The sequence below is a fragment of the Vibrio kyushuensis genome (assembly GCF_050337325.1).
In the GTDB taxonomy this organism is placed as follows: Bacteria; Pseudomonadota; Gammaproteobacteria; order Enterobacterales; family Vibrionaceae; genus Vibrio; species Vibrio kyushuensis.
Genome location: NZ_JAKJSV010000002.1, coordinates 862,926 through 886,768, shown reverse-complemented (window position 1 = coordinate 886,768; position 23,843 = coordinate 862,926). Strand labels below are relative to the sequence as shown.

Genomic DNA, 23,843 nt, shown 5'->3' with positions numbered 1-23,843 from the left:
CTAATCCTTGAATCGGTTCTTAATCTTTATAATCTCATCAAGATTATCTAAAAACAGATCGACTAGTGACGGATCGAAGTGCTGTCCTTTTTCCTCTTTCAACAAAGCTAATGTTCTATCTATGCTCCATGCCTGTTTATATGGACGCTCAGATGTTAACGCATCAAATACATCAGCAACGGCTGCGATTCGTGCAACCAATGGGATGTCATCGCCAGATAAACCTATTGGGTAACCCGAACCATCCCATTTTTCGTGATGCGACTGGGCGACATCAACAGCCATCTCCAATAATCGAGATCCCGCAGTATCACCCAATATATCAACACCTATGTCAACGTGTGTTTTCATGATTTGCCACTCTTCGGCGTCAAGCTTCCCCGGCTTTAACAACACACGATCAGGAATTCCTATTTTTCCAATATCATGCATTGGAGCCGCTTCTCTCAGCACATCGGCATCTTCTAGTGACATCCCACAAGCTAAGGCTAGAACATGGCAGTAGTGACTCATTCTTAATACGTGCATGCCCGTTTCATTGTCTTTGTATTCAGCGGCACGACCTAACCTTTTAACCATCTCAATTTTGCTGTGGTTAATTTCACTCGTTTGCTTTTTCACTTTCAAATAAAGTGCTAACTTTTGGTTGTACAATGAGAGCTGTGTTTGTACTCGTTGTATTGCGACGGCTGGAGTAATAGGCTTGGTGATGTAATCGACAGCGCCCAGTGACAAGCCTTTTATTTCGTCTTCAGGAGAGATCTTCGCCGTGACAAAAATAATCGGGATATGAGCTGTATTTGGCTGAGACTTAAGCACTCGGCAAACCTCATAGCCATCAAGATCAGGCATCATAATATCGAGCAGAATGAGATCGGGCTGGGGTGACATTTGCGCAAGCTTAATAGCGATCTTTCCACTTTTTGCAGCTTTCACTTGATAAGTGTTTTTAAAAAGCCCGGTGAGAACGTCTAAATTCTCCGCAGTATCGTCAACAATCAATAACGTTGCTCTCTCACTCATCAATAACCCTCACATTTACTTAAGATAATGAAATTCTGAATATTTCTTAAAAAGTGTAGGTGTGAAACAAATAATGTGCGAATGGCATCACTACCTCTTTACAAACATGTTAACCATGTCATAAATTTAACTCATACAGAAAATGTTAACGTCAGGTAGCGACACATGGCAGATAGGTTTCCATCAATAAATCATAAGATTGCGCTGGTTAAACGAGAGGATGTTAAGTTCTTTATCTCTCTTTTTAGCGAGTTTGATGACGATTTCTACCCGTTAATAAGGCATGCTCAGATTCCAAATGACATCCTTAATCCAAACATCCCTTATGACTTCTTACCAGAAACCACGTTAAAGAACCTTATAGAAGTTCTTGGTAGCCGCCTATCTATCGAAGACTTCGGTCTGTTAATTTCACGCGCCTGTAGAGAGGTTTATATCCCTAGGTTTACCTCTCTACTCACGAAACGTGAATCATTAAAGGAAACACTTGAAGAGTTCTCGCTCATATTGCGCAGCGCTTCTACTGATGCACGTGTCTACCCAAAGAAAGCAGGGGGTAAGTGGTGGCTAGTCAGAGATAAAACAGAAGCTGATGAAATTTGGTTTAAATATGGAGAAATGTTCTCCATCATATTTCTTTGTGAACTACTCAAATCCCTAACTAATGGTAAATGGACCCCTATCGAGATAGGAATCCAAACAGAACATGATCACGAATTTATTCGTTTGCCTGAATTATCGAACACTCAGTTCTATTGCTCCCGACCGACGACCGCGTTGTACATTCCAGAGGATATTATTCACGCTCCCATTTCTGCTCCTCACTCACAACCTGCCGCCCCTCTTCCCTCCCCTATAGCTTGCGACACATTCTTAGACTCTTTTAAACTCGCTATGGCACCTTATATTTCGATGGGGAAACTTCCGATTAAAATTGCCTCTGAAATATTAAATATGAACGTCAGAACAATTCAAAGAAGACTCAAAGACAGTGGCGTAACTTACAGTGAAGTCATTGAAAGTATGGTATTTAGTCAAATCACCCTACTTCTTAAACGTGATGAACTTCAAATAACCGAAATTGCAACAAAAATGGGCTATTCAGACTCTGCGCACTTCACCCGAGCCTTTAAACGATTGATGCATATGACCCCAAGAGAATATAAGAATATGCTTAAAAATAAGAATCATTAACCTCCAATAAACATCTCTTAATAATGTCACCTAATGGCAATTATCCGTCATTGAAAAGTGCGAATATTACTACTAAGTTATTGAATGTTAACTTTTGGTTGCTGTCTTGTTTGGTTTGACAGCTTCACGCTATTAACTTCGTAACAAAAATTTCGTCTGGAATGTTACGCGATGTAGTTTAGCTACACGCATGGATAACCCTAAAGGTGCTTCAATGAAACATAAAACTCTTAAGCTCTCAGCAGTTGCTGTGTCTTGTACTCTAGCGTTCTCTGTAAACGCAGCCTCTACCCTATTTACCAACGTCGATATCTTTAACGGGACAGAAGATAAACTTTACGAAGATCACCACGTTCTCGTTGTCGATAACAAAATTGCAAAGATCTCAAAAGAAAACATCGATGCGGGTGATGCGATGGTTATTGATGGTCAGGGCATGACGTTAATGCCGGGATTAATTGAAGGCCACGGCCACTTACAAATGAATGGCTCATCGCTACCCGATATTGAAAACAACCGTAACTGGGAAGAGCTCGCAGCCCGCTCAGTTGCTCGTGCAGAATCAGCTTTAATGTCTGGTTTTACAACATGGCGTGATGCTGGAGGTATGGGTGCAGGTCTAAAGAAAACGATTGATAGCGGTGAGCTAAAAGGCCCTAGAATTTACCCTTCTGGCGCATTTATTGGGCCTACTGGCTCTCATGCAGACTTCCGGAACTTTACAACGCCCAATGAAACCTTCAATGGTCCTCAATCTGCCGGTGGTCGTTTGGGTATGAGCTGTACTGCGGATAGTATTGGCGACATCAAAGCGTGTGCGCGTCAGAACTACATGCAAGGTGCCACCCAAATCAAGCTTATGTCAAGTGGCGGTGTTGCTTCTTCATTTGACCCGTGGCAATTAAACGCTTATTCACTAGAAGAGTTAAAAGCCGCTGTTGAAGTTGCCGATGCGTATGGTTCTTATGCTATGTCTCATGCATACAGCAAAGTGTCGTTAATGCGAAATGTAGAAGCGGGTGTTAAAACTCTCGAACATGCATTTATGTTCGATGGCGAAGTAGCGAAAGCCATGAAGAAAAACGGCACCTACATGACAACCAACATGACAGCATTTTCTCCTTACTTAGGTGAAATTGAAGCAATTAACTCAAACCCTGCTTCCGCTCGTAAAGCAAAAACAGCTCAAGCTGCCTTTGGCGACTATATTAAAAATGTAGACAAGCACAGACCTAAACTAGGGTTCCATGTTGACTGTGTTGGTGGTGTTGCCGCTTGTGAGCAACAAGCCGATCACTCAATATTCCTAAGTGCTAAGTTTTTCGGTAATTTCTATACACTACTATCAATGACGTCAGTAAACGGCGAAATTGTTAAACTGGCCGGCGAAACTTTAGACCCATATTTCGAGGGTAAGCTAGGTGTGATTGAAACTGGTGCTTATGCGGATATTCTTTTAGTCGAAGGTAACCCACTAGAAGATTTGTCAGTTATTGGTGCTAATGAAAAATGGTTCGATGCCCCTAAACGTGATGGTATCGATACAATGAAAGTTATTATGAAAGACGGAAAGATTTACAAAAACACACTGTAAGATCTCATACCTCTCCGACGTTAAATAAGGTGGCCTTTAGAGGCTACCTTAATTAGGAATCATCATGAAAAAATTGTTAGTTCTCCTATCTATATTCTCATTTTCTGTCTCAGCTCAATTACAGCAAGTTACTTGGCAAACACTTAAACCCACTGTTTCAGAAGAAGTCATTCAATTACCCGAGATCACGGAGGATCAAAGACAATTATTAGCGTCTGTTTTACACCTGCAGTTACAAGATGACAAAGTGTCTAAAAAAGAGCTAGAAAAAGCAGTGCTTGCACTTGAAAGCCAAGGGCTAGACGTAACAAAAACACTTAAAGCTCGTGAAGCGTACATGGCGCTTGAAAAGGAAAAAGCGGAATCTCTAAATATGGAAATTACGGGCAGCAATGTAAGAATGCCTGGGTTTATTGTTCCAATCGAATTTAAGGGTATTAAGGCTGTCGAGTTTTTATTAGTGCCTTATGCCGGTGCATGCATTCACTTACCACCTCCACCCGCAAACCAAATTGTCAGGTTGTCTTATCCTGAAGGGTTTGAGATTGAAAACATTCAATATCCAGTTTGGGTTGAAGGGGTTATCGAAGCAGACAAACAAACCGATGAAGTTTACTTAGTAGATGGGAAGACTCAACTAACAATGGGTTATTCAATGCAAGGCTCAAGAATTGAGCGTTACTACGAACAGTAACTCAAATGTTTATAACAATGAAATAGCACCTATTAACCGCCAAACTGGCAATTTATATCAAATTTTCGGTAGCAATATGACTATGACTCAACAATCAAAACTACTTTCATTATTCACTTTGGCTTCAATTAGTTGCCCACCAGCTTTCGCAGACACAAATTTTTCCGGCCCAGATTCGGTTGAAAATACTATCGCAGAAAACACGCGCCAAAAGCAGAGTTGGAGAGAGAGTCTCGCAAGTGATGGGTTGATATTTGGCGCTGACTACTTTGCTTTGGGTGTCAGTTCTCCTGATGGAAAAAGTGGAGATAAGGTAGATGCTTCATCTGGCGTAGCTCGATTTTATGGTTCATGGAACTTAATAGGTAAAGACACAGGGAATACCGGCAGCCTAGTCTGGAAAGTTGAACATAGACACTCTTACAGCGATACTGCTCCCAAAGAGTTTGCTTGGCTAGGCGCAGACCAAATTGGATATGTAGGCATGATTGCACCTGCCTATAGCGATCAAGGTTTCCGCGTTACTGATTTAAACTGGAAACAGAAATTCAGTGATGGTCGAGGGACTATCACCGTTGGTTGGCAAGATGTGACTAACTACGTTGACACTTATGCACTTGCAAGCCCTTGGGCTGGATTTACCAACCTTGCATTTAGTACTGGTGCTGGCGTCATGGGGTTACCTGACGACGGGATATTAGCACTGTCTGCTGGTCATATGATTGGTGAAAATTTCTATGTCGTTGGCGGTATCGCTGATGCCAAAGGCAAGTCAGATGATATCTTTGATGGTTTCGACACTCTGTTCAATGACACAACTCTGTTTACGACATTGGAACTTGGTTGGACAGCCTCTCAAGAACAGATCTACACCGACAATTTCCATGTTACGTTCTGGCACATGGATGAAGGTTCGCGACACAGTCTATCCTCTACTGTATTAGATGATGGGACTGTTATAGGTGGGGAGTCAGGTCAAGGCGTTAACTTCTCTTGGAGTAAGTTTGTAACCCCTCAAATTATGCCGTTTGTTCGCGGTGGTGTATCTGAAGGCGACGTGGCGCTATACGATAAGTCTATCAGTGCTGGTTTCGGATACTTTGGTCTAGGTTCTCCAAAAAATAATCTTGGTTTTGCCGTAAACTGGGCCGAAACCAATAGTGATACCTTACAAGCCTTTATGGATGCTGGCGAAGATCAAATAGCTATGGAACTGTACTACAACATGCAGCTTACCGATTATCTGCAAATCACGCCTGATATTCAATATATCAAAGACCCTGCCCTGTCTTCAGAAAGCAGTGCGTGGGTATTTGGGATAAGAGCACGAGTATTCATTTAACTAACTTCTTAATCATCATTTACAGCCCTGACATTCGTTCAGGGCTTTATTTTTGGTAGCAATATATTTGGCGGTACTTATTGGGTTGGCGCAACATGGCAATTATCTCTTGGTGATTATTCTAAAATACGCCTCACTAACTATTACGAATTAATAACCAAGACGGTGGAAACAATTATGACCATGAACGAATTTAAACACTCAGATATGTATCAGTGCCTTATTGTAGCAGGCGAACTTTCAGTATCTATTGGAAAACTCGCTTTCAGCGTGTCGAAGGTAATCGTGAAGTCTATATCTTGGGTCGTCATAAAGACCTATAAGTACGTATCTAATTAGCATTTTTTGAACTTGATTATTCCTCTTTTTGAATTAACTCCTGAGCACTCAAACCATGACTATAAAAACATTCTCACTAAAACTCGCTTGTTTCGCACTTTCTACTGGGCTACTTGCGTTACCTTCTACGTCGATGGCACAGGATGCTAAAACTAACGAGGATATTGCAGCAGAAGCCGCCAAGGAGCTTGCAAATCCCAATACCGCGCTCGCCGCATTGAATTTCAAGTTTCAGTATAACTCCGGTTACGAACAAGGTGGTGACAGCTTTACGACTCTATTTCAGCCAGCGCTTCCCTTTCCATTAGATAACGGAGATAAAGTTATATTCCGCCCGGCAATACCACTCATTTCAAATAATTTGGATGGGCAAGCAGGAAACTCGAGCAGCTCTGGCGTTGGTGACATTGCCTTTGATTTGGCGTATGCACCAAAGCTCGATAATGGAAATATCGCTGCATTCGGCGTGTTCGCTCAGCTTCCAACCGGAAGCGAGGAGTTTAGTGCCGATCAATTTGCAATAGGTCCTGAGATAATGCTCGGTAAAGCGACTCAAGAACATGTCTTCGGTGCATTCCCTAGTCACCTATGGGGAGTAACAAATGGAATTGAGGGAACAGAAGATATAAACAAAACGTCTCTACAGCTGTTCTACGTTAAGATTCTTGGTCGCGGATGGACACTTGGTTCTTCACCAATGATGGCGTACGACTGGAATACAGATCAAGCTGAGATCCCAATCAACGTCAACGTCAGTAAGACTGTTGTTATGGGTGGTAAACCTTGGAAATTTGGCCTAGAAGCAAACTACTACTTAGAGAAAGACGAAAAAACCAGACCTGACTTTATGATCGGTATAAATATATCGCCAGTAGTAAACAATGCGCTAGCTGATCTATTTTAACACCCAAACAGCATCAAGTTACCGATATAAGAGCCTTCAGATTCCTGAAGGCTTTTTTGCATGTGGATTTCAATAGAAACATTATTTACACACAGCCCTGTGTTCATACCTTTTGCATACATAACCAAATGTACATTCGAATGAAGTATATAAAATTCTAATGGTTAATTATTAGACTGGCGCAAAATGGTAAGTATGAACGTTAGTCAAATCGCATAATAGCTCCATCAAAACAAACACACGAACTCAACAAACTCTGGAACTCATTATGAAAAACATCGTAACTAAAACAATTGCTCTTACTCTTCTTGCTACTGCACTAACTGGTTGTGTGGGTAGTAACGCTGTGACTGAAAAAGTAGTCACATTTAACGTCGAAGTCGTCGATAACCGTTATGCTCGAGCTGGCGTCAACTTACTTCTTGCGCCTGTTTATGGTGTGACAACAGCTGTCGATTACGTAGTATTTAACTCACTTGAGTTCTGGACTGGCAAAAACCCACTAAACGGTAAGCCACACTTATTCGACACTAAGGTTGATACACAATTTAAAATCAACGAAGGCCTTGACCCATCACTAACAGACGCCCCGATTGCACCTATCTCAAATAACCGAGCGATTGAGTCTGGAGTATTAAAAAGTGTCGACGAGAATACAATACAAATGGATATCACTTATAATAATGGTGATACTGGTATTCTAACGGGTGTTCGTGACGGTGAAAACGTAGCTTACTACATTGATGGTGAACTTGTTTCTCAAACCACTATGAGTCAATTAGAGTCTCTTCAAGCTGAACAAGCATAACGCGTAATACGTAATACATAGATAAACAGGCCCTCAAATGAGGGCCTGTTTTCGTTTCAATATTCACTATACCTTGCTTATCCTACGTTTCTACGAATCAAAACTGATATTTCAGCCCTGTAGATTCCAACAGATCATATATCTCTCGCTGATTGTCTGAAGTAAAACCTTTCATTCCACCTACCTCTCTAAGCAAGCGTCGCATTTCCAACCAATCATCGCTTCCCCAGCGAGTAGAGTAAGATTTTAATAGCTCAAACTCGTCATTTAGTTCACTAATTATTGCATCACCACGAAGAAAAAAACCGACTTCATTATTGTATAGCAGCGATCGAAAGTCTAAGTTCGTTGTACCGACAAAGGCGTTGTCATCAAAGATTAAAAACTTAGCGTGTAACTTACCGTAATGCTTACTTCCGCCTAAAGAGACAGAGTCTTTCTTACCGAGTTGATAAAAATGAATCCTTGGGTGAGTGACAATACTCCGCCATGCTTCTGAATTAACAAATGATTCATTTAATTCATTATTCTCAATATCATCATCTAGCCAAACCTTTTTTATTTCTTCGCTCATTAACATGGTCGGCACGGTATGCATGTCAATAACGGCTTGGGTGAAAAAGTTATCGCTGGTTAATACAGAGTTAGTGATGATTTCAATTGAACGCTCTGGGTCCTGATCTAGCCACGCTTTTGTCGTATTTAGGTCCTTTTCTAGCACACCTTCGTCTTTAAACAGCTCAGATTGAAGAAACAGATACGGTGATACGACTCTAATTGTTTTTATGCTCTTATCTGAATACGCAACGCGAGCCAATAAACCACTAATTGAGTTGGCGTTTGCCTTTTTATTAACACTGTATTTTTCCACCACGTCTGACGCATTTAAGTTATCAAGTTCATGAGCAAACTTGGTTTCAGCTTCAGAAAAACCAGCCTCTAGATACACTTCAATATCTTGATATGCAGCATTAAACACCTTTGAAGATTTTAGTTCACCCAACGCGGCTTCAAGTTCAGACTTGTCTCTGTTGTATGAAAGTATGGTGTTCAGCTTTTTGTTGCCCGGTTTCGAAAAAAGAATGGAATAGTAATATTCGACGAGTTGGCTGGGTGACGTCTTATCCGTTGCACCTTCAATAGGCTTTACGACTATTTCAATGTCCTTGAACGCACTTCGATCATATTCGCCTTTCTCATCAAGCCCATAGTAGTGAAGAGATACGTTACGCCCACCGGTTATTACCCATGCATCTTTAGGATAAGCGCCGTCAACAATAAGAAGTTTGTCGTGAGAACGGTTATTTAAGTTGGAGTCACCATCCGTAATCGCGTTGAATATCGTTGCTTGAATTCTCGCTTGTTGATTGGTTTTAACGCCGTTTCTATCACTTACAAAACCAGCGGATTCCGCACACTGCATTAACCCTTTTAAGTTTGAGTTATTAAAGCTGAACGACCCTAAACTATCGACCATGATACGAATATCTACGCCTCTTTGAACTGCGCCACACAAAGCGCCCTCTATCGCTTTACCCGCTAAATCATCAGCATAAATATAATAAGTTAGGTCAATCGTGTGCTTTGCATTTTCAATAAGGAAGATCTTTGCAGCTAGGCTATTAATACCATTTGCCGTACTCGTACCAATTACTTTCACATTGGCTGGCTGAACAGGAAGCGCATTTTCAGAAACCAACTTAATGTAATCAACCTCTTGCTCTTCGGCATCTCTCCAGCGCCTATTTTCCATGTGTTGTCCCGTCCAGCTATCGGTGTGTGTAGGGATTAACGAACTTGTTGAGCTACAAGCCTGCAAAACAATCAGAGATAAAATAAGTGAACACTTTTTCACAATCACTCCTTGGAAGGTGATTAAGATTGACTCGTTTGGTTTAAACGACTGCTGACTAAACTAGCAACCATGATCGCTAGATAAAAACTGCCTAAGATTGATTCAATAAACACGAAGAATCTTGGAATAGGTAAAGCGGGAGAGATATCGCCATAGCCAACGGTTGTCAGCGTAATAAAGCTAAAGTAAATAACTTCAAACATATTATCGATCCAAGGTTTCGCCTCTACTCCATTAAAGGCACTTGGAAATAATTCAATTTGGATAAGGTAAATGAATGACCAACTGACTCCTATCAGTAAATACACACAGATAGAACCAACCAATTGATTTTTACTAACATAGTCATTCAACATGACCTGTTTCAATGCGTTAAAAGTATGGGATAAAAGAAAAAACAGCAGTGCGAAAAGAGTGACTAAAGATAGGTCATATTCTTCAAGAAAAGAGAAAGCCCCAGATATTGCGGCCACACTAAGAAGTACACCATACCAACTACGATAGAATGCTTTTTCTCTCTGTACCCCAACAATCGATACGGCTAAACATATAATGATGAGGGCCAAAATCATTTTTTGACCTTCAACAAAGAGCTGCTGCATAAACGCACTGACGAATAGTAGCCCTAGTAACGAGAACAATAAGAAAAAGAAATTGTCATCGCTCGACATCTTTTTCATATCTATGCGCCTTCTGCTTCGCTATCTAACCACGCTATAAACAGTTGATAAGTCACACTCAGCACAACGGCACCGACAAATAGGCCGACAATGCCCGACATCGCCATACCGCCCAATGCACCCATCAGAATGACTAACATCGGAATATCACTACCACGACTTAACAGCATCGGTTTTAGTACAGCATCACTGCCACTAACGAGAATACACCAGATTAGAAATAAGACCGCCGACGTTGTGGTATCAACCGTAAACACATAAATAATAAGAGGAAGCAGCGCTAAGATAGGTGGCAGTTGAATGATAGCCACAAGCATCACTAACAACATCCAGAAGCCAATAGCAGGAATATCAACGAAGAACATGCCTATACCCGCCATAATCGACTGAATAAAGGCAACCCCTATAACACCTTGAACAACGCTTCGAACGGTGTTTTTAGACAGCGTCGTTAAGCTTTCACCTTGGTCACCCGTCAATCGCTTAGCAATTAAGATAAATGCTCGTTCACATTTATCTGCATTCGCCATAAAGGCACCTGCAATAATTGTCGAGATAATAAACTGGATAAAACCACCACCAAGAGAGCCTGCAAATGAAGCAAGATTAGAAACGACCGACTTAACCTCCTCTCCATATTTTACAAACACACTCTCAAGATTGGATGAAGCTTGATAAATAAACGCATACGCTTTATCACCAATAACCGGCCAATCTTTGATACTCGCTTCTGGTTTTGGAATAGCAATTGAACCGTCTTGATAGCCCGAAACCAGTTCAGAGCCACTCGTATAGAGCCCTGTAGAGATCGCGACAAGTGGAATAAGAAGAAAAAGGACACCTATGAAGGCTAACCCACCACTCGCTTTTCCTTTACCTATACCAAACTTACCATGAGCCCATGTAACGACAGGATACAGAGCAGTTGCAATTATGCCTCCCCAGACCACAAGTAAAATAAACGGTCTCAGAATGGAAAAACACCAAAAGACCAATACAGCTATCGCTGAAATCTTTATAAATGCATCTATCGCCTGATTTGAATAGTTACCTTCGAGTTTCATAAACATTCCTTGTTATGACACGCAGACTATGGCTGCATTGTTAAAAATTTCCAATTTCGAGTCTCTAAAAAGAACGAGACTGTAATCATATAAATGCCGATGACGAACAGCTGCACCAAACGCACGATCATATTGCTATCGATGTCGCCTGAACTCATTAAGGTGCTACCTAAAAGCACGAGAACCGTACTAAAGGCCGTGGCATAGATTGGGGCTTTTTCTGGTTTCGTATATATCTGCGTCGCAATTAACATTGCGACTAACGAAACGAAAAGTGTGTAAAAAAAGATATTCGGCACCAACGACAGCACACTAAACACGGCAATCGCCATTAGCCCGCCAATGGTGTTCGTGATGATTAAAAACGCGCTGAGCTTGACTGATTTTTCAGAGGTGATCATCAAAGAAAACAATGCGATAAACATCATCGTCAATAGTGCTTCGGATATTTGAAAAATAAAGAAGAAACAAACTACTGGAAATGATATTAACATTGCTCTAAAAGCTGCATGCCAACGCTGCTTCTTAGTTAATGGAGATGCTTGATACCCTTTAAATTCTCTCTTCTCAACAGGAAGATAAATATGAACCAAAGCAAAGAGCATGACCGCAACAACACCCGACGTCGCCAACCCCGTAGCCAGAAAGACCGAAATACCTGGGTTGGAAATAGCCATAAATGGCAACATCAATACAGCGATGATCAATATTGTCGCAAACAAATTCCATTTAGGATCCGTGAATAAGTAATAGCCCCACAGCATCATCAACCCAACTAAAACCAATAATGGCAGCGGATATTGGGTTATCCCGTTAGACAAGAACAACCCTAGCGCCATGGTGGCGATCATCGCGATCAATAACTCGTAGATGGTTTCCCTATTGAGTTCAGCTTTATCGATTAAAAACTTTGCGACAAATACTGGGGCGACAAACGCTAACGGCCAATCGATCAATGCAGCAAGAAACACCGCTATTCCTACGCCTATGGTATAGCGCAGTATTTTAGTTTGAACTTGAGGTTGATCGATTAAGTTATCGGACATAAGACATCAAGCTTATAAAGCGAATCCAAAGCTTACCAATCGAATTGAATACAAAGTTATCATCGCTATAAACGATCACATCGGCTTGACCACCAACACGAAGTAAACCCTTCGCATCCTCATGATTAAACTCTATTGAAATGGGTAGCATTTGAGTTTGACGTAACCAGCCTGTTTGATTGTTTGCTTGAGCTAATTTTCCTGCTTGATCATTCTGCCCCCAATCAACGCCCCAATCGACACTGGTTACTTTTCCCTTAATAACTTTGCCAGGTGCAAAATCTAGAGCGACCTCGACTTCATCCCCTGCTTCAATGTTACCTAGGCTGTTTTCTCTAAAATACGCTTCGATCCAAATGCTCTCTGTTGACACGAACGTCATCAATGGCTGACCCGCAGAAGCATAAAATCCTTCAGACAAGCTAAAGTTTGATACACCACCAACCGTTGGCGCTTTAATAACGGTACGTTCTAAATTGATTTGAGCTTGCTCTAGCGCTAGTAACGCTGCTTTTATTTGGCTATTGTCTTCACCATCAGCACCCAGCTGCTGTTTGGACTTATCGAGATCGGCTTGCGCATTGACCACATTTGAACGAGCGCTCGCCAGATTAGCTCTTGCTTGGTCTGCCTCTGATTTCGAGACAACCCCACGCTCTGCCATCGCTAAAATTCTATTGCTCTGAAGTTGTACGTTTTCTAAATCTACATTCGCACCCGTTAAGCGAGCTTGAGAAGCCGCTATCGTAGCGGTTTGAGCGCCAACATTTTGCCCAGCAATTTCTAAGTTTTGCTCAGCTTGTTTTACGGCGATTTCATAATCGACGGGGTTAAGCCTAACGAGAACATCGCCTTCTTGAACAGGTTGGTTCGATTGAACTAAGATATCGAGAACTTGCCCTGAGACTTGTGGTTTGATAGGAACCACATACCCTTTAACGCGAGCGTTATCGGTAGACGGAATAATGCGATCTGAAATAATGCTGAAAAGAAGAACGGTTACGACACCGAGTAATAAATAATTAGTGATTTTCCTTACGCGATTGGCTTTGCCATCGGTTTTCGCTTCATTACTTTCTTGCGGAGTTTTGCTTTCTATCTCGGTACTTTCAGACATAATTTTCCTACTGCTTTTAGAATCCATTCTAACTATTATTTATAGCCTGTATTATCTAAATTTTAAATAAGATAATGATAAAACATCTTAATTTTTAGTGCTTTATTACAAATATTTGTCATAATTACTTAGGTATCACATCATAGACAAACAGATGCGGTTCGATTTTCAATCAAAACAGAATCCTTATCGATATTTGACTTAAAGATATAACGAGTAAAACTGGGTTGTTTCGTTTCGAGATAAGCACGAGGGATCAAATTTGCAGAATACACATTCCACTCCATTGCCTATGATTCGAACGGGGTACACAAAAATACTTTTAGAGGTGTTTTCCAAGCACAATATCAACATTCATGACATGTTAAGAGAGTCAGGCCTCCCCCCAGATTTGTTCGATACCAACAAAGATTTTCTACCTGTCGAGCCCGTTAGGCGATTGGTTTATCTCCTTTCATCTCAAGTCGGTGTAAATAGCTTCAGCGAAATGTTACGTCTCGCATTTCGCCAAAGAATTATTCCTCAAGTGCTGGGGCTCTTTGACCAAACCGAAACCGTTAGAGATGCGCTTTCCATCGCCTATTCTGTATTTTCTTATGATACCCCCGGAAGCAAAGTAACTCTGGTTAATGAGCACGGCGTACATTGGTTGTGTCGAGCTGCTCAATATGAAAATGTGCCCAGTTTCATTTGGGGAGAGCTATTTGCCATTCTTTATATCGAAGAGCTACTTCAAGCACTCACTCAATCCAAATGGCAGATAACGAAAGTAAAAATTCAACATACGGATTCTGATGTTGTTCAATCCGCTCTCGGTAAATCAGTCCAACTGTTCGTCGGCCATGAAAACACAGCGGTGTATATTGATGAAGCAACACTCAATACTAAGGTTCAGATTAAAGACTCATCGCTACAGCTTAAGACCCCGTTAGTCGAATGGCATACTAGCTTTAGTGACAGTGTCTTTACCGCGTTATTACCTTATGTCAAAGAGCACTCACTCAGTGTTGAACAGGCTGCGAAACTATTGAAACTCACACCAAGAACATTTCAGCGTCGCTTAAAGGAGGAACGCACTAGCTTTAGAAAAGTAAAAGAGAGCCTGATGCTCTCTGTATCCTGTGAATTAATGGAAGAAGGACACTCACTCACCCATATATCAAGCCAACTTGGATACAACAATATTTCCCATTTTTCTCGTGCATTCAAACGAATAACAGGCTTAACCCCAAAGTCATATAGGAAATCAATCTTAGGGTTCTGCTAGCAACGAGAAAATCTACAACCGCTAAGTGTTCACTGAATTTATTCATTTCCACTTAGCTTAAAATCAGTTGATAAAAAGTAAGGATAGCTATGAGTTCAACAGAAAAAGAGTACGGGTTTAACACGCCACAGCGCCTATTCGTAGGGTATACACTGGCTGTATTAGTCGATTTAACAGTTCTAAACTTCTTCGATGAATACTGGATCTACGTTAATATCGAGTCATTCACCATATCCTTTGCCGCTGCGCTGTTGTTGCAACTGCTCCTTAAACTTTCTATAAAAGCAGAGCATAAGCTGGCCGATCACTTTAAGTCCAAGCCGGGTACTGCCCCTAAGGTTTATCGAGCGATTAGCACCTACGTCATTTTAGTCGGCAGTAAGTTCGTGATGCTTGAAGCCATAAACATCATGTTTGGAGATAAGGTCTCTTTCAGTGGACCATTCAATGGTGTCGTCGCCTTCTTCGCCGTCGTGTTTGTCATTTTAATTTCTGAAATCACAGTGTCTAAAATTTACTTTGCGCTTAGCGATAGTAAGAAAGTGATTACTCCCGATAACAGCTAGTAAAAGTCTGCTTTTTAATTCTCGGAAACGGCCAATGGAGTTCATTTCATTTGGCCGTTTTAACGTTTATGTATCAGTCCAACGCTCCTACTTGCTCCCGCCAATAAGCCGCCTTCTCTTCATCCTCTCTTCCATATTTCGGATCTGAATAGAAATTTGTCAGCTTTAATTGAGCCTCTTTGATCCCTTGCTTCGCAACGCTCCATAGCCAATATTCAGCGATTGCAAAACTTTCTTCAGAGCTACCCGAGGATAAGTGATAGTCAGCAAGTAACATTCTCGCGCTCACATCCCCACTTTGTGCCGCTTTTTGAACCCAAGTGTTATTAGGAAGTTCGCCAAATTCAGAGTAAATAGATAAATGAATGATTGCGGGCATATAACCTAAAGTAGCGGCCCGCTCTATCCAATATAACGCTGCGCTGCTGTCTTCATTGACACCAAAGCCAGACAAGTACATTAGTGCAAGGTTATACTGCGCTTCTGGGTGTTCTTGATTTGCCGCTATACGATACCAGAACACAGATTCCGACAAATCAACCTCTGTAAATTCGCCCTGTTCATACATTAACGCTAGCTTAACCTGCGCATGAACCAACCCAGCTTCTGCTGCTGTTCGAGTCATTTCAAATTCACTGTGAGGGGCCACTAGCGTTGCTTCTGCGCCAGCCTGTTCAGACATATTTGAGATATCGTTACTGGATGTAGCAAAAGTAGGAATTGAAATAGACGTCGCTATAAAAAGAGCAACAAACCGATATTTGAGCATTTGATTTTCTCCGCTAATTATACTTCTCAGCTTAAAAGTAAAACTAGTGAGTTACTTACCATAACGCGCCACCGCCATTCTTCGTTCTAAATAACTTTCACGATGGCTGGCTTATTATTAAACTACTTATATTGATTATCGTGCTCGTTAATCCGATGTGTTTCTGTTAGCGACACTCATGTATTGAAATCAACTACGATTGCCGCGTTATTAGACCAACAGTGTAAATTGGAAACTTCAGCATTTGGCCAGCCAAATCTGCACTTGAATCGAAGATGTTCACTTGTCACAGGGTGTTATACTCATCTATCGAGGATCAGAATCCAACCCCATCAGTATTAACCTCTAATTTGCACTAAAGGTAGTTTGCTAAGTGACTTAGACTGAACTATAAAAATGGGGTTGATCTCAATCACTTATCAGCTATTGATTCATTTGTAGTACATTGATTTAATTGGATACAGCTAATGAATATAAAAGTAAGGTCTCTATGAATAATTCAATTTTTCTTAAAGATGGCACTGCTCAAGGTGTCGCAAAACAACGCTTGATTGAAACACTAGCCTCACCTGATAAACGTGTGATTAATGATCCTTATGCCGAAAGGTTTGTTCTAGGTGCAGGCGTACTTAAGCTTATTGGGCACAAGGCAAGCGTTTGGTTAACGAGAAAGTTCGCCCCTGGGTTTCATGAACATCTTATTTCTCGTACTCGTTTTATCGATGATTTAGTAGAGAAAGAGACGACTAATGGAACTGAGCAATACGTAGTTTTAGGCGCGGGCTACGATATGCGCGCACATAGACTAAACCTTCCATCAACAGTCAATATTTTTGAAATTGATCAGGTGGAAGTTCAAGCTAAGAAGCGATCGAAACTACCTATAGAATTAGCTAATTCAAAAAATGTTACCTATGTATGTGTTGATTTCAATCATCAATCTTTAACTGAACAATTATTAGCTGCGGGTTTCGACCAAAACAAGTCTACAGTATTCACTCTTGAAGGTGTTTCGCAGTACATCACGAAAGATGCCTTAAATTCAACTGTTCAAGAATTGGCGCAACTGACGTTGAATACGACATCCACTTTTGTTCTGTCGTACGTCGATCAGCGACTCGAAAAAGAACCTAAAGCTTGTTTTGGTCGGGGCTATCCAAATCCGGTGAAGAAAGCTGAAATGATAAAAAACTTGTCTGCGAAGTCTGGCGAACCATGGGTATCATTCTATACCTCTGAAGAAATCGATGGCATCCTCTCTAGCAATGGTTTTACATTAATAGAAAACAAATCTTTGGCAGATCTTAATACCAAATACTTCTCACCTGTCGATAGGAGTTTGCCTGAAGAACAAATATTTAAACTTGAACATTTTGTTATAGCCAAAACATAAATTACCAGACGGCTATCAAATTTGTGGTAGCCATCGGTCAAAAAAGGTGGCGATTCGTTTATTAATCCCCACCAAACGGTAAGGTATGTTGACTAGCTCAAACGCCTCTTATCTCAAAAATCTAGAGCTCAAAATCTAGGACTCACATATATTACCCGACTCAGCTTTCTTAGACATCATTTGTGCTAATACAATATAAAGACACTGCTCACGATTTATTTTACAAAGTAAATAAATAAAATGACATTAGTCACAATTGCGAATGGCAAATCCTTTCAACCTCTAAAAATTACTTATAAAACATAGTTCTATATATTCCCTTACGGTATTACTAGTAGCAACTATTACTTGTAATATTCATTTCGGAGAAGTTCATAATGCATAGAAAAAGCGTCGTTATCACAGCACCAAGTGGCCTACATACTCGTCCTGCAGCGCAGTTTGTTAAAGAAGCGAAGAAGTATGCGGACGAAGTTGAAATTGTCTCGAATGGTAAAACTGCCACTGCAAAAAGCTTATTTAAACTGCAAACACTACAGCTTGTTCAAGGCACTGAAGTCACAGTTCAATCAACAAACTCTCAAGCAGTTAGCGACCTTGCTCAATACCTAGCAAACGTGACGGGGTAAACCAACTCTGAGACCTAGACAAAGTGCTCAAGTAGCACTTTGTTTTTTGGGGCTGTAATCAAGTTGGTAGAAACAGCTAGCAACTTAGCCGTTGTTTACTGTTCCCTCAAACTTATCAAGTAGCTCTAACGCCACGACTATCGCTTTATAAATTTGGCGCTTAACCTTCGAATGAACCTAATTCAAATATATTAAACCATGTTGTTCATACTGTGGTCTCAAAATTGTCACATTCAAGTTTAGCGCTCATTAACGAGAAATTCTCTAAACGGCAGGTACACAAAATCACGCAATAAAGCGTCTTATTTTCAAATGGTTGGGATTGTAAAACAAAAATAGCAATTGGAGCGTGCAGTGGGAATCGAACCCACATCATCAGCTTGGAAGGCTGAGGTAATAGCCATTATACGATGCACGCATAGAGACGATGTAAAATTGGAGCGTACAGTGGGAATCGAACCCACATCATCAGCTTGGAAGGCTGAGAAAGGAAACACGTATTTTCTTTAATATCAATAAGATAGACCACAAAAAGGGCATTTACAAGCACATTTAAACCCATATCTTACCGAAAAGTGGTCACAAAAACTGGGCTAGTTTTAGGCTCAAAAGAGAGTATTTTAAGCTATTAAAATGGAAATGAAAAATAACACGAAATGAAGTTTCTCATGATTTTTCTGAGTTTTGATGTTGCATTAATGCTGCATTTTTCACCATTAATTTAGAGCATAAAACGCTCTAAATTTTAAAATGCGGCACTATGACGAACGAAGTATACACTCAAATAATCAGTATCACCTGCTCAAAACTAAGGCTCCCCTTTAAACAAAAAGTCATCTTCTTTAATACTGCCCCACTCCACTATTAGCTTGTATGCGACTTTCGCGCAGCGATAATCAGCATCGTCTATTTCTAGTCCAATGACATGCTGTTCAGTAATTTTTAGGTACGCAGCCAGTAACTCAATATCATTCGCCTGTGCTAATCGAGTGACACTTTCTTCATAGCCGCTGTACTCATCAGATAAATCTTTATCAAAATAATCTGGATCATGAACGCCAATTGGATCCCACTCTTCTAACAATACCTTAGATACATACGTTTCAAATTCACTGTTCTGAATGCGTTTAGGCAAGCTATTGACCTTATCATTCAGCATATTCATGATTCCTCGGCTAACTAAGTTGCTTGGAGCAGGTTCACCAACAAAGCAGAAGTCTGTATTTTCTTGAATATTTTCAGAGAAGTCACTCCACGTAGGAAGGCTAATCAATGGGTATCCGTTCTTAGCTGCATTGAAATCTACACAAATGACTTTGTCACTTAAAGTCTGAGGAAACTGTGTTGGCTCTAATGTGTAGTGACCAATAACAACAGGTACTAGTGGGGACTGATTGTACTTCATAGAATCATTTGCCAGCGTAACTGCCGGTATGCGTTCTCTCTGCGCTTTCGATACAACGGCAAGATCTTGATAATTACCTACTGTGTAGGAATTCTTCCACCAAGCTACACGAACCTGGTTACGTTCAATACCATTCTTATCTAAAAATGAACTTCCCTCTGGTAGCGTTACTTCTGGCCCTTTTAACAAAACTTCAATAAGTTGGTATAACTCATGTTCACGATTAAACGCATCATACCAATGTGCTTCTTTTAATGAATTATCATCGTTTAGATAAGGGCGTAATCGCTGAATAGATTCACTATGCCAGCAAGCATGAATAGCCGTCATATCACCAAAGTTTAAGAACAATGGTAACGTTTTAAACCACTCAATCCATTTCTCATGTTCAGCGCTGTCTTCACCAACTTGTTTAATGAACAATTGGTGCTGTTTAATGTTGTCAGTCTTAGTGCGGTCACGACAATAGCTACCATCGTCCTTTTGTATAGCCCATCCAATCGCATTGAACTCATGATTACCAAGAAGACAAAACGCCTTCTTTTCATCCACCCATTGTTTTACGTTATTAAGTAGTGAACGATGGTCAGCATCACTGTCTAACGAGTTATCAATGAGATCACCCACAAACACCAACTTCGCGGACTCATCATCCCAACCGTAATGAGATAACAATTCATCGAGTTTATTGGCTTGCCCGTGGACATCCCCAATAAACAGCAATTCGTCTATTTCATTCTTATGGCGAAATTCTAAACCCTCTTCCAGTTGACGGCAGCGTTGAACGAAAGTCGGTAGCATAAACAATTTCCACCAACGTAAGTCAAACGAGCCCTCCGACATGCCGCCACGGTTAAAGGCATCAATATAAAGAGTACTTTCAATGTCATTATTAGCTAAGACTTCCTCAATAAACTCAATTACCCAGGCTTTACTGTCTAAGTTTTCGCCTGTATCTCTAAAGTATTGGCCACACTTTTCAACCTCTTCTAAATACCCATATTGCGAGAGCGTATCTTTATTTCTCTCACTAATATCGCTACCTTCAACTTCCTTAGCTAGGGACTTAACCATGTTATCTCGAGTATAAGTCAGCACCCAATCTAGTAACTCACTTGCAGTAAAAATCTGCTCAGCATTATTAAGTTCGCTCTTTAGTTGAAACCACAGTGCCGAATTTCCTCGCAGACCGTAGTTCTTTAAGTCCGCAAACAGTACCTCTGAAAATTTTGATTCAATCAATGCCATGATTATTCCACTAGTTTGAATTAATTATTTTGAATTTCAATCTGCGCTTCAAGCTCTTCTATTCTTTCTAGAGCGGCCATATGAAGGGCTTCAAGCTCTCGGCGATTGTAGTTATGAGTACCAAAAGGACGAGCTTCACACTTAGACGATTGCTTGTCAGTTAATCCTTTGCTTGAGCGTGAGGTTTTACCGTTAGAAAGTGAAGTTGTTTTTCGATAGCTAAGCCCTTGAACAGGCGTATTGATGTTCTTTGTAATTTGACCTCTGCTATTCAATGTTGCCGTTGCTAACCCTTTTTTACCTAAGGTACACGACACGCCTCGCTTAGATATGTTAAAGCGCAGCCATCTGCCGCCAAACGAGCGGAAAAATCGAAATGCCATATATTTACTCTTTTTTAATTTTCTACTGATTCTTGAAGCTTATTTTGGCAATACTGATGGCTTGAAATAAGACCTTTTACACTACTAACGCCAACACTACCCATGTACGGCTCTACCCCCATAGAAAGACGATGAATATTCACTTCCTTTTGGTAATCCTCACTCATCGGATTGATACCTTTATTGCGTTGCCTAATTTCTACATTACTGTCGTAGTGAAAGTCATACTCTTCAGGGAATAGCTGCACATGAAGCTGACGAATTGGATCAATAGACTCTTCATAACGCTTTAGAATGGCTTTGTTAGCTCTCTTTTTATTACTCATCGCTTACTCCTCTAAAAAAGTCATTTGTAGAACATCGTTTATCCAAATACTAACCGATACCCCACTTTGCTGTGAGTTCATAAGCTTAAGAACCCAAATTAGCAATAGGACAATGAGTCTAGCCTGCACCACTAATAAGTAGATATTTTTTCTAACGGGTTATTGTTATACAACTCGCATATCCCCCCCCTACACACCTCACTAAGGTTTGATTAAACCGCCGTAATCATAAGTGCTAACTGAGATAAAGGTTAATCATTACTCGTGAATTGCTTGCTATTTATTCATCCGCACATTGATGTTAGTTTCTATTATAACCGAACATACGGGTATTTAATGTTTTCTTCCACCACGCTTCACGCTTCAATATAACATTATCGTCAGTAGTGGATTTAAATATATCCAATATCGAATATTCAAAATTATTCTTGATGTGTGAAATAGGTAATTCTTTCAAACCTACATTATTACCATGTCCACTTTTAACATACGCTTGCCAGCGGCCCAATAACATATGTTTACCACTCGCTGAACCTACATACATTTTACCATTAGATTTATCCGTAATTAAGTAAACGGCTTTCTGATTTTGTAAAGCTGTCGACCAATTGTCTTTGCAGATTACCGCTTTCAGATCATGCCACGACAAACGTACATTTTCATAGCCAGGGAATACATCATTATTAAAATCATCAGACAAGATTTCTTGAACCCTGCACTCACCAATAACGGAACGAGCTTTCCTAATCATAGTTTGGGAACGATTTTTGAAGTCTATAACTAAACGACCGCAATATTTTTCATACTCTGGTATGTTTTCATATTCATACCCAACACCAGATAATACATTTAGGTCTTTTATTACTCTTCCAATATGAAACAGTAGCCACTTATTACCTTCTATTTTTAGAAAACCCACAGTAATCTGGCCTTCTTTATACGATTTATTTTTACTATAGTTATAATAATGACCATCTAGTAGCGTTGAAAAGTCCCGTTGCTTATAGACTTCTGATGGGTTCCAATTACCAGAAAACATTAAGTTGAACCTTATTTTTACATTATCTAGGTCTTCCAATTTCAATATATCATTCAAATAAATCATAATAACTTCCATTATTTTATGTACTATTTAGAATTACTAAAGAATAGTAAAGATTACTAATTAAGACCTAACCAACTAAGGTTTTTGAGTGGGACGGAACACACATTAGAATTACAGCGCCAATCACACCAGTAAAGCTATTTAAAACAATAACGATTGCAAAGATAACCACTCCCATCCCCGTATTTTCAGTGATATCTCTCGATCGTTTCCACATAGCCATAATGCTAAGGACTGTTATAGCAATTCCAACAGGAAGCCATATAAGCCAGATAGCTTCATTAACGATAAATAATGAAAATGATGCTACGGCAATTAGTACCAAGCAAAACAATGTAAATAAGTTATAGGTAGTGCGAGTGATCGTCGAATCATTCCAAATAGATTTAATTATATTCATTAATATGTCTCTTTTTATAAGCGTTGCTGGGTTCATTTTTTTAATAAAAAATGCCCAATACAGTAGGAATAATGACTTTTTGGCACACTATTACGCTGTACTAACTCTGTTTAACGGTTCTAAGTTAAAAAACTTAGATAGCCTTATTAAAATTGAAAATCCTGGTCGTCATTGTTTTCCTGTATACGCTGTTCTTCCTTTCTCTTCTTTGCTTGCTCTCTACGCAGTTTCGATTCTGCTTTCTGTTTCAATAAGTACTGCTTACACTGTATTTCTTCAGGTAACATAACCAACAGCGGTGTGTAACCAACGCTTAACGCTATAGCGTTAAGACAAATGCGAAGCGCACCTGAAACAACAAACTCTTCCCAATATCCGTCACAAAACCGAGCCCCCCGAACCGCCGCTGTCAGTATTTTGTAATAGTCAGTGTCGTTACACACTTTCAGCAGTTCGGTCATTTCTGACTCAGACAATGAATCAAAGCACTTAAGCACTTTCCCACCCGCTTGCTGTGGTGCGCTTTGATCTGGATATTGTGTCCAGTCAAAGTCCTTTAAGATGAAATCGTAATCATAAAGCAATTGATATACAGACTGTTTTCCCGCTTCCGAGCTATCACTATGTAATTGATTAAGAAATTCATGAATCTGTTGAACAGTTGGCATAAAGATGTTCTCTGCTTAGTTTAT

Annotated in this window: 23 protein-coding genes and 1 tRNA gene; 10 read left to right on the top strand and 14 right to left on the bottom strand. The window is 40.3% G+C overall.

The genetic code is table 11. The annotated features are described in order from the left end of the window. Positions 1 to 1,023: an HD domain-containing phosphohydrolase gene (locus L4D20_RS03935; RefSeq protein WP_428800238.1), complete on the bottom strand. Its 1,023-nt coding sequence runs from the start codon at positions 1,021 to 1,023 to the stop codon at positions 1 to 3. A gap of 165 nt (positions 1,024 to 1,188) precedes the next feature. Between L4D20_RS03935 and L4D20_RS03930 the strand changes: the two genes are divergently transcribed. The 6 genes from L4D20_RS03930 (at position 1,189) to L4D20_RS03905 (ending at position 7,898) form a co-directional block, all read left to right on the top strand. Beyond that, the gene (locus L4D20_RS03930) at positions 1,189 to 2,217 is read left to right on the top strand and encodes a helix-turn-helix transcriptional regulator (RefSeq protein WP_428800237.1); all 1,029 of its coding nucleotides are present in this window, start codon (positions 1,189 to 1,191) and stop codon (positions 2,215 to 2,217) included. A 214-nt stretch (positions 2,218 to 2,431) separates the two neighbouring features. After that, entirely contained in the window at positions 2,432 to 3,811 is a 1,380-nt protein-coding gene (locus L4D20_RS03925) for a metal-dependent hydrolase family protein (RefSeq protein ID WP_428800236.1), read from the top strand. A 64-nt stretch (positions 3,812 to 3,875) separates the two neighbouring features. Further along, positions 3,876 to 4,505 carry a DUF3299 domain-containing protein gene (locus tag L4D20_RS03920; RefSeq protein WP_428800235.1) on the top strand — a complete coding sequence of 210 codons (630 nt, stop codon included), beginning with the start codon at positions 3,876 to 3,878 and terminating at the stop codon, positions 4,503 to 4,505. A 76-nt stretch (positions 4,506 to 4,581) separates the two neighbouring features. Continuing rightward, a complete protein-coding gene (locus L4D20_RS03915; RefSeq protein WP_428800234.1) occupies positions 4,582 to 5,847 on the top strand; it encodes a carbohydrate porin in 1,266 nt (421 codons plus the stop codon). Between the two features lie 394 nt (positions 5,848 to 6,241). Further along, entirely contained in the window at positions 6,242 to 7,090 is an 849-nt protein-coding gene (locus L4D20_RS03910; protein WP_428800233.1) for a transporter, read from the top strand. Between the two features lie 268 nt (positions 7,091 to 7,358). Beyond that, positions 7,359 to 7,898: a DUF3332 family protein gene (locus L4D20_RS03905; protein WP_428800232.1), complete on the top strand. Its 540-nt coding sequence runs from the start codon at positions 7,359 to 7,361 to the stop codon at positions 7,896 to 7,898. Between the two features lie 97 nt (positions 7,899 to 7,995). On the opposite strand, the gene L4D20_RS03900 is transcribed toward L4D20_RS03905, so the two are convergent. The 5 genes from L4D20_RS03900 to L4D20_RS03880 are packed head-to-tail and all read right to left on the bottom strand — an operon-like array spanning position 7,996 to position 13,660. Next, complete coding sequence (locus tag L4D20_RS03900; protein WP_428800231.1) at positions 7,996 to 9,753, bottom strand: phospholipase D-like domain-containing protein; 1,758 nt, start codon at positions 9,751 to 9,753, stop codon at positions 7,996 to 7,998. Positions 9,754 to 9,773: 20 nt separating this feature from the next. Next, on the bottom strand, positions 9,774 to 10,433 hold the full coding sequence (locus L4D20_RS03895) for a potassium channel family protein (RefSeq protein ID WP_428800230.1): 660 nt from the start codon (positions 10,431 to 10,433) through the stop codon (positions 9,774 to 9,776). Between the two features lie 2 nt (positions 10,434 to 10,435). Then, entirely contained in the window at positions 10,436 to 11,497 is a 1,062-nt protein-coding gene (locus tag L4D20_RS03890; protein ID WP_428800229.1) for an AI-2E family transporter, read from the bottom strand. A gap of 26 nt (positions 11,498 to 11,523) precedes the next feature. Further along, positions 11,524 to 12,543, bottom strand: a complete 1,020-nt coding sequence (locus L4D20_RS03885) for a DUF2955 domain-containing protein (RefSeq protein WP_428800228.1) — start codon at positions 12,541 to 12,543, stop codon at positions 11,524 to 11,526. Next, positions 12,533 to 13,660: an HlyD family secretion protein gene (locus L4D20_RS03880; RefSeq protein WP_428800227.1), complete on the bottom strand. Its 1,128-nt coding sequence runs from the start codon at positions 13,658 to 13,660 to the stop codon at positions 12,533 to 12,535. The genes L4D20_RS03885 and L4D20_RS03880 overlap by 11 nt, the downstream gene beginning before the upstream one ends. Before the next feature lie 292 nt (positions 13,661 to 13,952). Here L4D20_RS03880 and L4D20_RS03875 point away from each other — a divergent pair, with 292 nt between their 5' ends. Both L4D20_RS03875 and L4D20_RS03870 read left to right on the top strand, forming a co-directional pair. Beyond that, the gene (locus L4D20_RS03875) at positions 13,953 to 14,927 is read left to right on the top strand and encodes a helix-turn-helix domain-containing protein (protein WP_428800752.1); all 975 of its coding nucleotides are present in this window, start codon (positions 13,953 to 13,955) and stop codon (positions 14,925 to 14,927) included. An 89-nt stretch (positions 14,928 to 15,016) separates the two neighbouring features. Then, positions 15,017 to 15,493, top strand: a complete 477-nt coding sequence (locus L4D20_RS03870; RefSeq protein ID WP_428800226.1) for a hypothetical protein — start codon at positions 15,017 to 15,019, stop codon at positions 15,491 to 15,493. 73 nt (positions 15,494 to 15,566) lie between these two features. On the opposite strand, the gene L4D20_RS03865 is transcribed toward L4D20_RS03870, so the two are convergent. After that, positions 15,567 to 16,262 (bottom strand): tetratricopeptide repeat protein, encoded by a 696-nt coding sequence (locus L4D20_RS03865; protein WP_428800225.1) that lies wholly within the window; start codon positions 16,260 to 16,262, stop codon positions 15,567 to 15,569. A gap of 490 nt (positions 16,263 to 16,752) precedes the next feature. Between L4D20_RS03865 and L4D20_RS03860 the strand changes: the two genes are divergently transcribed. Then, positions 16,753 to 17,655 (top strand): class I SAM-dependent methyltransferase, encoded by a 903-nt coding sequence (locus L4D20_RS03860; RefSeq protein WP_428800224.1) that lies wholly within the window; start codon positions 16,753 to 16,755, stop codon positions 17,653 to 17,655. A 377-nt stretch (positions 17,656 to 18,032) separates the two neighbouring features. Further along, entirely contained in the window at positions 18,033 to 18,284 is a 252-nt protein-coding gene (locus L4D20_RS03855; protein WP_428800223.1) for an HPr family phosphocarrier protein, read from the top strand. A 343-nt stretch (positions 18,285 to 18,627) separates the two neighbouring features. Here the strand turns inward: L4D20_RS03855 and L4D20_RS03850 are convergent. From L4D20_RS03850 to L4D20_RS03820, 7 genes are all read right to left on the bottom strand, one after another. Continuing rightward, a tRNA-Gly gene (locus tag L4D20_RS03850) sits at positions 18,628 to 18,702 on the bottom strand. 390 nt (positions 18,703 to 19,092) lie between these two features. Next, positions 19,093 to 20,937 carry a metallophosphoesterase gene (locus L4D20_RS03845; RefSeq protein ID WP_428800222.1) on the bottom strand — a complete coding sequence of 615 codons (1,845 nt, stop codon included), beginning with the start codon at positions 20,935 to 20,937 and terminating at the stop codon, positions 19,093 to 19,095. Positions 20,938 to 20,957: 20 nt separating this feature from the next. Beyond that, on the bottom strand, positions 20,958 to 21,320 hold the full coding sequence (locus L4D20_RS03840; protein ID WP_428800221.1) for a DUF4236 domain-containing protein: 363 nt from the start codon (positions 21,318 to 21,320) through the stop codon (positions 20,958 to 20,960). Between the two features lie 14 nt (positions 21,321 to 21,334). After that, positions 21,335 to 21,646, bottom strand: a complete 312-nt coding sequence (locus tag L4D20_RS03835) for a hypothetical protein (protein ID WP_428800220.1) — start codon at positions 21,644 to 21,646, stop codon at positions 21,335 to 21,337. Between the two features lie 301 nt (positions 21,647 to 21,947). Further along, the gene (locus tag L4D20_RS03830; protein ID WP_428800219.1) at positions 21,948 to 22,685 is read right to left on the bottom strand and encodes a GIY-YIG nuclease family protein; all 738 of its coding nucleotides are present in this window, start codon (positions 22,683 to 22,685) and stop codon (positions 21,948 to 21,950) included. A gap of 133 nt (positions 22,686 to 22,818) precedes the next feature. Further along, complete coding sequence (locus L4D20_RS03825) at positions 22,819 to 23,151, bottom strand: hypothetical protein (protein ID WP_428800218.1); 333 nt, start codon at positions 23,149 to 23,151, stop codon at positions 22,819 to 22,821. 146 nt (positions 23,152 to 23,297) lie between these two features. Next, a complete protein-coding gene (locus L4D20_RS03820; RefSeq protein ID WP_428800217.1) occupies positions 23,298 to 23,819 on the bottom strand; it encodes a DUF6508 domain-containing protein in 522 nt (173 codons plus the stop codon). Positions 23,820 to 23,843 lie beyond the last annotated feature (24 nt).

Bases quoted from the DNA above. Each gene is read 5' to 3' on its own strand.
- L4D20_RS03890 (WP_428800229.1), bottom strand. From the start codon at position 11,497: ATGAAACTCGAAGGTAACTATTCAAATCAGGCGATAGATGCATTTATA.
- L4D20_RS03825 (WP_428800218.1), bottom strand. From the start codon at position 23,151: ATGAATATAATTAAATCTATTTGGAATGATTCGACGATCACTCGCACT.
- L4D20_RS03895 (WP_428800230.1), bottom strand. From the start codon at position 10,433: ATGAAAAAGATGTCGAGCGATGACAATTTCTTTTTCTTATTGTTCTCG.
- L4D20_RS03885 (WP_428800228.1), bottom strand. From the start codon at position 12,543: ATGTCCGATAACTTAATCGATCAACCTCAAGTTCAAACTAAAATACTG.
- L4D20_RS03925 (WP_428800236.1), top strand. From the start codon at position 2,432: ATGAAACATAAAACTCTTAAGCTCTCAGCAGTTGCTGTGTCTTGTACT.
- L4D20_RS03920 (WP_428800235.1), top strand. From the start codon at position 3,876: ATGAAAAAATTGTTAGTTCTCCTATCTATATTCTCATTTTCTGTCTCA.
- L4D20_RS03860 (WP_428800224.1), top strand. From the start codon at position 16,753: ATGAATAATTCAATTTTTCTTAAAGATGGCACTGCTCAAGGTGTCGCA.
- L4D20_RS03865 (WP_428800225.1), bottom strand. From the start codon at position 16,262: ATGCTCAAATATCGGTTTGTTGCTCTTTTTATAGCGACGTCTATTTCA.
- L4D20_RS03875 (WP_428800752.1), top strand. From the start codon at position 13,953: ATGATTCGAACGGGGTACACAAAAATACTTTTAGAGGTGTTTTCCAAG.
- L4D20_RS03915 (WP_428800234.1), top strand. From the start codon at position 4,582: ATGACTATGACTCAACAATCAAAACTACTTTCATTATTCACTTTGGCT.
- L4D20_RS03930 (WP_428800237.1), top strand. From the start codon at position 1,189: ATGGCAGATAGGTTTCCATCAATAAATCATAAGATTGCGCTGGTTAAA.
- L4D20_RS03905 (WP_428800232.1), top strand. From the start codon at position 7,359: ATGAAAAACATCGTAACTAAAACAATTGCTCTTACTCTTCTTGCTACT.
- L4D20_RS03870 (WP_428800226.1), top strand. From the start codon at position 15,017: ATGAGTTCAACAGAAAAAGAGTACGGGTTTAACACGCCACAGCGCCTA.
- L4D20_RS03910 (WP_428800233.1), top strand. From the start codon at position 6,242: ATGACTATAAAAACATTCTCACTAAAACTCGCTTGTTTCGCACTTTCT.
- L4D20_RS03855 (WP_428800223.1), top strand. From the start codon at position 18,033: ATGCATAGAAAAAGCGTCGTTATCACAGCACCAAGTGGCCTACATACT.
- L4D20_RS03880 (WP_428800227.1), bottom strand. From the start codon at position 13,660: ATGTCTGAAAGTACCGAGATAGAAAGCAAAACTCCGCAAGAAAGTAAT.
- L4D20_RS03820 (WP_428800217.1), bottom strand. From the start codon at position 23,819: ATGCCAACTGTTCAACAGATTCATGAATTTCTTAATCAATTACATAGT.
- L4D20_RS03845 (WP_428800222.1), bottom strand. From the start codon at position 20,937: ATGGCATTGATTGAATCAAAATTTTCAGAGGTACTGTTTGCGGACTTA.
- L4D20_RS03835 (WP_428800220.1), bottom strand. From the start codon at position 21,646: ATGAGTAATAAAAAGAGAGCTAACAAAGCCATTCTAAAGCGTTATGAA.
- L4D20_RS03830 (WP_428800219.1), bottom strand. From the start codon at position 22,685: ATGTTTTCTGGTAATTGGAACCCATCAGAAGTCTATAAGCAACGGGAC.
- L4D20_RS03840 (WP_428800221.1), bottom strand. From the start codon at position 21,320: ATGGCATTTCGATTTTTCCGCTCGTTTGGCGGCAGATGGCTGCGCTTT.
- L4D20_RS03935 (WP_428800238.1), bottom strand. From the start codon at position 1,023: ATGAGTGAGAGAGCAACGTTATTGATTGTTGACGATACTGCGGAGAAT.